Annotated in this window: 9 protein-coding genes; 4 read left to right on the plus strand and 5 right to left on the minus strand. The window is 67.0% G+C overall.

Annotated features, from left to right (window positions below):
* Window positions 1-223: 223 nt before the first annotated feature.
* Complete coding sequence (locus A5753_RS06235) at window positions 224-2,017, plus strand: thiamine pyrophosphate-requiring protein (protein ID WP_067124518.1); 1,794 nt, start codon at window positions 224-226, stop codon at window positions 2,015-2,017.
* A gap of 15 nt (window positions 2,018-2,032) precedes the next feature.
* Here the strand turns inward: A5753_RS06235 and A5753_RS06240 are convergent, their stop codons facing one another.
* Window positions 2,033-2,701, minus strand: a complete 669-nt coding sequence (locus tag A5753_RS06240) for a UdgX family uracil-DNA binding protein (protein ID WP_067124520.1) — start codon at window positions 2,699-2,701, stop codon at window positions 2,033-2,035.
* A gap of 69 nt (window positions 2,702-2,770) precedes the next feature.
* Entirely contained in the window at window positions 2,771-3,331 is a 561-nt protein-coding gene (locus A5753_RS06245; RefSeq protein ID WP_067124522.1) for a hemerythrin domain-containing protein, read from the minus strand.
* A gap of 146 nt (window positions 3,332-3,477) precedes the next feature.
* Between A5753_RS06245 and A5753_RS06250 the strand changes: the two genes are divergently transcribed.
* From A5753_RS06250 to A5753_RS06260, 3 genes are all read left to right on the plus strand, one after another.
* Window positions 3,478-4,551: a hypothetical protein gene (locus A5753_RS06250; protein WP_067124525.1), complete on the plus strand. Its 1,074-nt coding sequence runs from the start codon at window positions 3,478-3,480 to the stop codon at window positions 4,549-4,551.
* Between the two features lie 67 nt (window positions 4,552-4,618).
* Window positions 4,619-5,632 (plus strand): sensor domain-containing protein, encoded by a 1,014-nt coding sequence (locus A5753_RS06255; RefSeq protein WP_067124528.1) that lies wholly within the window; start codon window positions 4,619-4,621, stop codon window positions 5,630-5,632.
* 31 nt (window positions 5,633-5,663) lie between these two features.
* Complete coding sequence (locus A5753_RS06260) at window positions 5,664-6,635, plus strand: aldo/keto reductase (protein WP_067124531.1); 972 nt, start codon at window positions 5,664-5,666, stop codon at window positions 6,633-6,635.
* Here the strand turns inward: A5753_RS06260 and A5753_RS06265 are convergent.
* From A5753_RS06265 to A5753_RS06275, 3 genes are all read right to left on the minus strand, one after another.
* Window positions 6,632-7,399 (minus strand): SDR family oxidoreductase, encoded by a 768-nt coding sequence (locus A5753_RS06265; RefSeq protein WP_082971188.1) that lies wholly within the window; start codon window positions 7,397-7,399, stop codon window positions 6,632-6,634. The genes A5753_RS06260 and A5753_RS06265 overlap by 4 nt on opposite strands.
* Window positions 7,400-7,503: 104 nt before the next feature.
* On the minus strand, window positions 7,504-9,654 hold the full coding sequence (gene glgX, locus A5753_RS06270) for a glycogen debranching protein GlgX (protein ID WP_067124537.1): 2,151 nt from the start codon (window positions 9,652-9,654) through the stop codon (window positions 7,504-7,506).
* Window positions 9,655-9,746: 92 nt separating this feature from the next.
* Window positions 9,747-10,714, minus strand: a 968-nt coding sequence (locus tag A5753_RS06275) for a zinc-binding dehydrogenase (protein WP_067124543.1), incomplete at its 5' end; no start/stop codon positions are given.

Here is a 10,714-nt window from a genome sequence, read left to right on the forward strand (position 1 = left end):
TCGCCTGACCTGCCGAATAGGACCGCCGAATCCGGGTAATCGGGCTGCTGTGGGAAGTGCCCAAGTCGCCCTCGCGGCGGCAGCCTGCATGGGTCATATCGGTCAGCGGCGGCCGCTATCGGCTGGTCCGCTACCCGACAACGGTGCCACGCAGGTGGTTCAAACAATAGCCACACACGCCCATCCGCCAGCACAGTAGGACCGTCTGCCGAGGAGCGAAAACATGTCCAAAAAAGAGGTTTCCGACTATCTGCTAGAGCGCTTGCGGGCGTGGGGCGTTGAACATGTATTCGGGTACCCCGGCGACGGCATCAATGGCCTGCTCGCGGCTTGGGGACGCGCGGACAACAAACCCAAATTCATCCAGTCGCGTCACGAGGAAATGAGCGCCTTCGAGGCGGTCGGCTACGCGAAATTCACCGGCCGGGTCGGGGTCTGCGCCGCCACCTCGGGCCCCGGCGCGATCCACCTGCTCAACGGCCTCTACGACGCCAAGCTCGACCATGTTCCGGTGGTGGCCATCGTCGGCCAGACCAACCGCAGCGCGATGGGCGGCAACTACCAGCAAGAGGTCGACCTGCTCACCCTGTTCAAGGACGTCGCCAGCGACTACGTCCAGATGGTCACCGTCCCCGAACAATTGCCCAACGTGCTCGACCGCGCGATTCGGATCGCGATGACCCAGCGGGCCCCGACGGCGTTGATCATCCCCAGCGACGTCCAGGAGCTGCCATACTCCCCGCCCGAACACGCGTTCAAGATGGTGCCCTCCAGCCTCGGCATCGAGTACCCGGAAATCGCTCCGGATGACACCGCCATCGCGCGCGCCGCCGATGTGCTGAATGCCGGCAAGAAGGTCGCCATGTTGGTGGGCTCCGGCGCCCGCGGCGCCCACGAAGAGCTCGCCGAAGTCGCCGACCTGCTCGGTGCGGGCGCGGCGAAGGCGTTGTTGGGCAAGGACGTGCTGTCCGACGAATTGCCCTGGGTCACCGGCTCGATCGGCTTGTTGGGGACGCGGCCGAGTTACGAGATGATGCGCGACTGCGACACGCTGTTGACCGTCGGCTCGAGCTTCCCGTATACGCAATTCCTGCCGGAATTCGGTCAAGCCCGCGCGGTGCAGATCGACGTCGACGGCCGGATGATCGGCATGCGCTACCCGTTCGAGGTCAACCTGGTTGCCGACGCGAAGACCGCACTGCGGGCGCTGATCCCACACCTGCGCCGCAAGGAGGACCGCTCGTGGCGCGAGGGCATCGAGAAGACCGTGGCCCGCTGGTGGGAGACCATGGACAAGGAAGCCATGGTCAGCGCCCACCCGGTCAATCCGCTGCGGCTGTTCTCCGAGCTGTCGCCGCAATTGCCCGAAAATGCCATCGTCGCAGCCGATTCCGGCTCGTCGGCCAACTGGTATGCGCGCAATCTGCGCTTCCGCGGCAACATGCGGGGCTCGCTGTCGGGCAACCTTGCCACGATGGGTCCGGGGGTTCCGTACGGAATTGGCGCCAAGTTCGGCCACCCGGACCGGCCCGTCATCGTGTTCAGCGGTGACGGCGCGATGCAGATGAACGGCATGGCCGAACTGATCACGATCAAGCGGTACTGGAGTGAGTGGAAAGACCCGCGTCTGATCATCGCGATCCTGCACAACAATGACCTGAATCAGGTCACTTGGGAAATGCGGGCTATGGCCGGCGCGCCGAAATTCGCGGAGTCCCAGAACCTTCCCGACATCGACTTTGCCGCGTTCGCGGCCAGCTTGGGCCTGAACGCGATGGCCATCAAGGACCCGGAGGAGTTGTCGGACGCCTGGCGCAACGCGTTGTCCGCGGACCGCCCCACCGTGCTGGACGTTCACACCGACCCCGACATGCCACCCATCCCGCCGCACGCCACCTGGGAACAGTTCAAGTCGGCGACCGCGGCGGTGCTCTCCGGTGACGAGGACCGGGTGGGCTTCGTCAAGGTCGGCCTGAAGGCCAAAGCACAGGAGTTCTTGCCGCACAAGAAGAGTTGACCTTCAGGGGTCAACTCATCCGCGCCCGGAGAGGCTCGCGCCCGCGCTGCGCAGGTCGTCGACGAACGAGTTGTACACCTGAGCGTGTTGGTCGCTGCGGTCGCGCAGCACCGACGAGGGGTGCACCGTCGCCACGACGATCGGCTCCGGTGTGAGGTCGACGTCGACGGACGCGGGCAGCAGCAGTCGTTGGCCACGCTGGGTGGATACCCGAAAGGTGTTCCCCAGCAATGACTGTGCGGCCGTCGCACCCAGGCACACGATAACCTTGGGCCGCACCGCCTCGATCTCGGCGATCAGCCATGGTCGGCACGCGACCACTTCGGTGCGGCCGGGCTTTTGGTGGATGCGTCGCTTGCCGCCCTTGCGGGTGAACTTGAAGTGCTTGACGGCGTTGGTTTCATAAACCAGCGCCGGGTCGACGCCCGCATCGTCGAGAGCGCGGGCGAGTAACCGTCCGGCCGGGCCTACGAACGGCTCGCCGGCGCGGTCCTCCTGGTCACCGGGTTGCTCACCCACCAACATGATCGGCGCCCCAGGATTCCCGTTGCCGAACACCGTTTGGGTGGCATCTTCGAAAAGTGAACAGCCGTGGCATGTTTCGGCCGCATCGCGCCGCGCGTCGAGATCCCGCTCCTCCGGAAGGTAGCGGTCGGCCCCTGGTGCGTTCGATGTTGCGGCCATGGTGCGCTGAAGGGCGTGGGTACCCCCGCTCCCCCAACGAACGGGGGTACCACGCCAGGGGTGGCTGCGTCAGCCTTTGCCGATGATGGTGTCGCGAGCCCGGTCGAGCATCGCCGCGAACGGTCCGGCGGCCAGATTGGCCACCTGGGATTCCACCCCGGCGTGCGGGCGGGTGGGCGCAATCGCCTCGGCGAGCTTGGCGGCGCGGCCCATGCGTTCGAGCTCTTCGCCGCTCAATTCCTCACCCAGCTTGGCGAATTCGTCCTTCTCTTCGTGCTCGGCGTGTTCGATGACCGCGTCGCGCAGCTTCGTCAATTCGCGAGTGAAGTCCTCGCTGTCGACGTCGAGCTTTTCCAGCTTCTGCAGAACGGTCTTGGCTTCGTGCTCTTCGTGGAGGCGCTTGTCCACCACGGCGGCGCCGTCGGAGATCTTTCGTTTGGCGCGGGGGTGGACGACTTCCTCCTCCGCGGTTTCGTGCACGGCGAGCAATCGCCGAAGCTCGACGAAGGCCTTCTCGCGGGCTTTTCCGGACGCCGCCAGTGTCTCGGCGAACATCGCTTTGATCTGCTCGTGCTGACTGACGAGGAAGTCGACCACGTCGGTGGGCGACTTGATGGCGGTCGGTGCCACAGTGTCCCTCCCATCTACTTTGGCTCGACGCGCAAGGCTGTGCGCGCTCCGTCAACGGCTACCCGACGAATCCGGGCGTCAAACGGAGTGTGGCCGTGGCCGCGGGGGGTATGTACTGGACAAACAGCGAAAGGAGCTCGCGGTCGATGGACGCCGAAATGGATTCCCGTACTCGCCACCGCATCCGGGCTCTGTTGCGCTGCGGAGTCGCCGGTGTGCTCGCGACCGCCACGCTGAGCACGGGCTGTTCGCGCCCCGGAGCGTCGCTGGAATCCGCGCCCGATGTCCAACTCTGGCAGGCAGGCGCCGCGTTGCACGAGCCGGTGTGGTCGTACCGGATGAACGCGTTGGTCGCGCTCACCGACGATCACCGATTGGCTGAGGTCAGCGCCGGCGATCACGGCGCAGAGGCCAAGACGCGGTTTTCCGCGCCCATGGCGTCCGGGCGCAATCTGCAGATCAGCCGAAAAGACGAGCGGCTGGTGTTCGTGCCACAGCCCGAGCGCGGCAAGGTGGCGGAGGTCGACCTGGAAAGTCTGCGCCAGGTCAACGATTTCGATGCGGGACCGGCGCCGGCCTACCTGACCGAGGATGCCGGATTGCGGATGCTGCTTGCGCTGTCGGCGGATGGGAAGTCGGTGACGCCGGTGGATCAGTACGGCTACCGCAAGCTCCCCACCGCGATCACCGGCGAGAGCGCGGACACCATCGACGGCGCCAATCGCGGCCGCGAGCTCGACTACCACCTGTTCGGCTCGTCGGGCATCCGCCATTTCCAGGGCACATCGTCGCCCGCGGCGGAACGCGGTTCACTGGACTTCGACGTTGCGGTTTCGGCGGGCGACGGCACCGCGGTGACACGCAGCTACGTTGCCGGCCGCGACGACGACACCCTGCACGCCGTCGACTCGCGCCGCGGCGGAAAGGGATTGGAGGTGCTGGCCAGCACGCGGTTACCGTCCCCGATCCGCGAACTCGGTACGGACGACACCAGGATCTATGCCGCCACCGACCGCGAACTGGTGACGCTGGAGGCGGCATGCTTCACCGGCTTTCCGGACGGTCACATCCCCGTGCTGCGCGCCATCGATTACCGGTCGGGGCTGCCTCCCGCCGCCCGGGCGGCCCAGCTCTCGGGCATGGCCATCGGGCCGCATCGGGTCTACCTGACCTTCGCGCACGCGCCCTACGTAGTCGGCATCGCCAAACCGCGCCTGTGACGGGTTTGCCCCAGCGCCCTCGTCAGCTACATTTCGGGCAGGTTCTCCCCGCTAAGGAGGCACTGGGGTGACCAATCCGCAGGACCCGTACTGGCAAAACCCGCTCAGCTATGACCCGCTCGGCCGCGTCCCGCCGCCCGACGAGGAGCTGCCCGACGAGCTGCCCGCCGCGGCGCCCTCGCCTTTCACGCCGCCACCCGCGCCCTACCGCCCGCCGGTCAACACGGCGGCGACGCTCTCGCTGGTGTTCGCTTTCCTCTTCGCACCCGCGGGAGCGATCCTGGGACATCTGGGCCTGGCGCAGATCCGCCGCACCGGCGAACTCGGCCGCGACCGCGCGTTGGTGGGCGTGACGCTGTCGTACATCTTCATCCTGTTGGCGGTCGTTGCCCTGGCCGGGTGGGCCACGCTGTCCGGTTCGACCTCCCCGAACCGGACGCCTCCCGGGTCCAGCACGGCGGCCGGGCCCCCGCCTCCCACGGTTCCGCCGGAAACCATCGCCACGTTGCTGCCCGGGCTCGATGCCCTGCGGAACATCACCGGCGATGCGAACCTCGACGTCGGACCGACCTGGAACAGCCCCGGCCGCCCCGCGGATGACGGCAGCATCGACCGCCCGGAGTGCTGGGGAAGCATCGCTGCCGGCAGCCCGGACGCCTACGCCCCGGGGGCGCTGGCCGGATATCACGCCGGGCAATTCACCGACACCCGCAGCATGCTGAAGTCGATGCAGGTCATCCAGGGCGTAGCGGCGTTTCGCGATCCGGCCGCCGCCCAGGCGCAGCTTGCCAGCTTGCTGTCAGGATGGCACCAGTGCGGCGGCTATACCGTCACCGTGACCGCTCCCGGCGGGCGGCCGATCCCGATGTCGTTGGGCGCGCCCACCGATGCCGGCAACGGCATCACCACCCTGGACCTGACACCCAAGGCCATTCAGGTGCGCTCGGCGCGGGCGATCGCCGCCAAGGCGAACGTCGTCATCGACCTGAACGTGTCCGCCAACGGCACCACGGACAGTGGGCCGCCCCGCGCGGCCGCGGTCAGCATCGCCAACTACATCCTCGGCAAGATTCCGGGCTGAGCCGCCCACAATTCGCCACTAGGCTGAGCCCATGAAATTTGTCGACGTCGACGGGGTCGGCCGGGTCAGCCGGATCGGCTTGGGCACCTGGCAATTCGGTTCCCGCGAATGGGGTTACGGAGACAGCTACGCCGCCGGCGCGGCCGGCGACATCGTGCGCCGCGCTCTTGCCATGGGGGTGACGCTGTTCGACACCGCCGAGGTGTACGGCCTGGGCAAAAGTGAGCGGATCCTCGGCGAGGCCCTCGGCGACCAGCGCGCGGACGTCGCGGTGGCCAGCAAGATCATGCCGGTCGCTCCCTTCCCCGCCGTGGTCAAGCAGCGCGCCCACGCCAGCGCGCGGCGGCTGGGGCTCGACCGCATTCCGCTGTACCAGGTTCATCAACCCAACCCGGTGGTGCCGGATTCGGTGATCATGCCGGGCATGCGTGATCTGCTGGACAGCGGCAAGATCGGCGCGGCCGGCGTCTCGAACTATTCGCTGCAGCGGTGGCAGAAGGCCGACGCCGCCCTCGGCCGGCCGGTGATCAGCAACCAGGTGCATTTCTCGCTCGCCTTCCCGAAGGCCCTAAAGAATCTCGTGCCCTTCGCCGAGCGGGAGAACCGCATCGTGATCGCCTACAGCCCGCTGGAACAGGGCCTGCTCGGCGGCAAGTACGGCGTCGACAACCGGCCAGGCGGCGTGCGGGCGGTGAACTCGCTGTTCGGCACCGAGAATCTGCGCCGCGTCGAGCCACTCCTGCAGCTATTGCGCGACGTCGCGAAGGACGTCGACGCCAAGCCGGCGCAGGTGGCACTGGCCTGGTTGATCAGCTATCCGGGCGTCGTCGCCATTCCGGGCGCCTCCAGCGTCGAGCAGCTCGAGTTCAACGTCGCCGCCGCCGATATCGAACTGCCCACCGCATCACGTGACGCGCTGACCGAGGCGGCCCTGGCGTTCCGGCCCACGTCGACGGCGCGCTTCCTCACCGACCTGGCCAAGGAGAAGCTCGGCCGCCGTTAAGACTGGTTGATCTCGGCGAACGCGGCGGGGCTGGCCGGCGCCCCGCGGGCCACCACGAGCGGCATCGATGTCGAGGAGTTGGTGCGCAGGATGGTGTGGACGACGTCGACGAGGTCCTCGACGGGCATCAGCTTGCCGGGCATGCAGCCGCGCGCCGACCACAGCGGGACCGCTTTCATCGCGAGGTCCATGTCCCAGCCCTCGTTCATGCCGGTCTGGCCGTCACCCTCTCCGCCCGCGCACTCCCCGACGATCAGGTTGGTGAAGCCAATGTCGGAGTGTTCGGCTCGCCAGGCTTCGACCAGCCGTTCCAGGGCGGCCTTGCTGACGCCATAGGCGCCCAGACCCGGCCACGGCGGCCCGAAAGTGCCGGCGTCGGAGGACAGGTACACCGCCTTTCCGGCCGACGCGGTGAGGTACGGCACCGCCGCGGCCGTCACCAACGATGCGCCGATGACGTTGGTGTCGAAGATGCGCCGCCACGTGTCGGCGTCGGTGTCGACCATGCGGACCAGCGGCCCGACGGCGGGTGTGTAGACGATGTTGTCTATACCGCCGAGGGCGTCGGCGGCTTGGTCGATGGCCGCGCGGCAGGATGCCTGGTCGGTGACATCGCATTCGACGGCGATCGCGTTCGGGCCGGCGTCCTTGGCCGCGGCCTCGATGCGCTCCCGGCGCCGGGCGAGCAGCGCCACCTGATCGCCGCGCTGCGCCAGACCCACGCCTATGCAGCGCCCCAACCCACTGGAGGCGCCGATCACCACTGTCCTTGACATATTCGCCCTCTCCTGTAACGACCCCGCTGCAGCCACAGCGTATCGGCAGGCGGCGCGTTACGTAACGTTCGGGCGGGTTTGTGTCAAGGTGTTCAGCCGCCGTCGGGCGCCTGCAGCACCACCGCGGTATGCGCGTCGACGGTGAGAATACCTCCCCCGGGCACCTCGTCGGCCGGCGTGGCCTCTTCGGGGCCGGTGAACACCACCAGGCGCCAGGACGCACCGAATTCCTTTGGCGGCAAGGTGAATTCGATCGGCTCGTAGTGGGCGTTGAAGCACAGGAGGAAGGAGTCGTCGAGCACCCGTTGCCCCCGCGGATCGCGGTCGGGGATGCCGTGGCCGTTGAGGAACACCGCGACGGATTTCGCGAAGCCCGCCCCCCAGTCCTCCTCCGTCATCTCGGTGCCTTCCGGGGTGAACCAGGCGATGTCGGCCAGCCCGTCCTGACCGCGACGCCCGAGCGGCTTGCCGGAGAAGAAGCGGCGCCTGCGGAACACCGGGTGCTCGGCACGCAGCGCCGACACCGTCCGGGTGAATTCCAGCAGACCGCTATCGGCGTTGTCCCAGTCGATCCAGGAGAGTTCGTTGTCTTGGCAGTAGCCGTTGTTGTTGCCGTTCTGGGTACGACCGAGTTCGTCGCCATGGCAGATCATCGGCACGCCCTGGGACAGCAGCAGCGTGGTCAAAAAATTGCGCTGCTGGCGGGCGCGCAGCTGGTTGACCTGTTCGTCGTCGGTGGGCCCCTCCGCCCCGCAGTTCCAGGACCGGTTGTGGCTCTCGCCGTCGTTGTTGTCCTCGCCGTTGGCCTCGTTGTGCTTCTCGTTGTAGGACACCAAGTCACGCAGCGTGAAGCCGTCGTGGGCGATGACGAAATTGATCGACGCCACCGGCCGCCGGGCGGTGTGCTCGTAGAGATCCGCCGATCCGGAGAGCCGATAGGCGAACTCGTCCAGGGTGGAGGGCTCGCCGCGCCAGAAGTCGCGGACGGTGTCGCGGTACTTCCCGTTCCACTCGGTCCACTGCGGCGGGAAGTTGCCCACCTGGTAACCACCCGGGCCGACGTCCCACGGCTCGGCGATGAGCTTGACCTGACTGACGGTCGGATCCTGTTGCACGAGTTCGAAAAACGTTGACAACCGGTCGACATCGTAGAACTCGCGGGCCAGCGTCGAGGCCAGGTCGAACCGGAAGCCGTCGACATGCATCTCGGTCACCCAGTAGCGCAGCGAGTCCATGATCAGCTGCAACGCGTGCGGGTGCCCGACGTTGAGGCTGTTGCCGGTGCCGGTGTAGTCCATGTAGTACTGCTTGTCGTCATCGACCAGCCGGTAGTAGGCGGCGTTGTCGATGCCGCGCATCGACAGGGTCGGGCCGAGGTGGTTGCCCTCCGCCGTGTGGTTGTAGACCACGTCGAGGATGACCTCGATGCCGGCCTCGTGCAGCGAGCGCACCATGGCCTTGAACTCCTGGACCTGCCCGCCCGGGGTGGTAGCGCTGGAGTACTTGAAGTCGGGTGCGAAGAATCCGATCGTGTTGTAGCCCCAGTAATTCGACAGCTCCTTGTCCACCAGGGTGGAATCGTTGGCGAAGTGGTGCACCGGCATCAATTCGATGGCTGTGATGCCGAGGTCCTTGAGGTGCTCGATGATCACCGGGTGCGCCACCGCCGCGTAGGTGCCGCGCAGCGGCTCGGGAATGTCGGGGTGGGTCTGGGTCAGGCCCTTGACGTGCGCCTCGTAGATGACCGAGTCGGCGTATTGATGGTCCGGCGGCCGGTCGTTACCCCAGTCGAAGTAGGGGTTGATCACCACCGACTTGGGCATGCTGGCCGCGGAGTCGTCGTCGTTGCGGCTGTCGGGTTCGCCGAAGTTGTAGCTGAACAGCGACTGATTCCATTCGAACGAGCCGTCGATGGCTTTCGAATACGGGTCTACCAGCAGCTTGTTCGGGTTGCACCGATGCCCCGCGGCCGGGTCGAACGGACCGTGCACGCGGTAGCCGTAGCGCTGGCCCGGTTCGATGTTGGGGATGTAGGCGTGCCAGATGAAGCCATCGATCTCCGGCAGAGTGACGCGGCTCTCGACGCCCTCGGCGTCGAACAGGCACAACTCCACTCGCTCGGCCACCTCGCTGAACACGGCGAAGTTGGTGCCAGCGCCGTCGTACGTCGCCCCCAGCGGGTAGGCCCTGCCCGGCCACACCTCTCCGGTGGGTGTGGGAGCGAGCGCGTCTGCGGTGGTCATGGCGCAATCAATACCCTGCTTACCCGGCCGTCAAACTGAGCACGACGCCCCACGCCGCCGTGACTCATTGGAAAGCCTTGGCGCATAGCGGATCACGGCTTGAGTATGACCTTTACCGCACCGTCCTGCTTCTTCTGGAAGATGTCGTAGGCGTGCGGGGCCTCGTCGAGGGGCAGCACGTGAGTGGCGAAGTTGTCGACGCCGAGCGGGTCTTCGTCGGTCAACAGCGGCATGATGTCGTCGACCCAGCGCTTCACGTTGGCCTGCCCCATCCGCAGGGTCACCTGCTTGTCGAACAGGGTGAGCATTGGCAACGGGTCGGCCATCCCGCCGTACACGCCGCTCAACGAGATCGTGCCGCCGCGCCGCACGATGTCGATGGCGGAGTACAGGGCACTGAGGCGATCCACGCCGGCGGTTTGCATGACCCGCTTGCCGAGCGCGTCGGGCAGCAATCCGGCAACCTGCTGCGCCAATTTGGCGGCCGGGGATCCGTGCGCCTCCATCCCCACCGCGTCGATGACGGAGTCGGTTCCCCGGCCGTCGGTCAGGTCGCGAATCACGTCACCCAGCGAGGAGTCGAGCCGGCTCATGTCGACGGTGTGGATGCCGCGCTTCGCGGCGCGGGCGAGCCGCTCGGGCACCAGGTCGACGGCGATGACGCGGTAGCCCAGGTGCTCGGCGATGCGTGCGGCCATGTCCCCGATGGGACCCAGCCCCAGCACGGTCACCGAGCCACCATCCGGGACGTCGGCATAGGCCACCGCCTGCCACGCGGTCGGCAGCACGTCAGACAAGTAGACGAAGCGCGAATCCGGCGGTCCCACAGGCACTTTAATGTGGGTGAACTGGGCCTGCGGGACGCGGAGCAGCTCCGCCTGTCCACCGGGGATTTCACCGTAGAGCTCCGAATATCCGAACAGCGCGGCCCCCATGCCCTGATCACGCACCTGGGTGGTCTCGCATTGGGTGAAGAGCTGCTGATCGCACATGAAGCAGTGGCCGCACGAAATCTGGAAGGGGATGACCCCACGCTCGCCGCCTGTCAGGCTGCCGACGG

The organism is Mycobacterium sp. 852002-51971_SCH5477799-a (assembly GCF_001667145.1).
Classification (GTDB): Bacteria; Actinomycetota; Actinomycetes; order Mycobacteriales; family Mycobacteriaceae; genus Mycobacterium.

Excerpts from the sequence above, each read along its gene's own strand:
- A5753_RS06240 (WP_067124520.1), bottom strand. The coding sequence starts at position 2,701 with ATGGCCGCAACATCGAACGCACCAGGGGCCGACCGCTACCTTCCGGAG.
- glgX (WP_067124537.1), bottom strand. The coding sequence starts at position 9,654 with ATGACCACCGCAGACGCGCTCGCTCCCACACCCACCGGAGAGGTGTGG.
- A5753_RS06250 (WP_067124525.1), top strand. The coding sequence starts at position 3,478 with ATGGACGCCGAAATGGATTCCCGTACTCGCCACCGCATCCGGGCTCTG.
- A5753_RS06235 (WP_067124518.1), top strand. The coding sequence starts at position 224 with ATGTCCAAAAAAGAGGTTTCCGACTATCTGCTAGAGCGCTTGCGGGCG.
- A5753_RS06260 (WP_067124531.1), top strand. The coding sequence starts at position 5,664 with ATGAAATTTGTCGACGTCGACGGGGTCGGCCGGGTCAGCCGGATCGGC.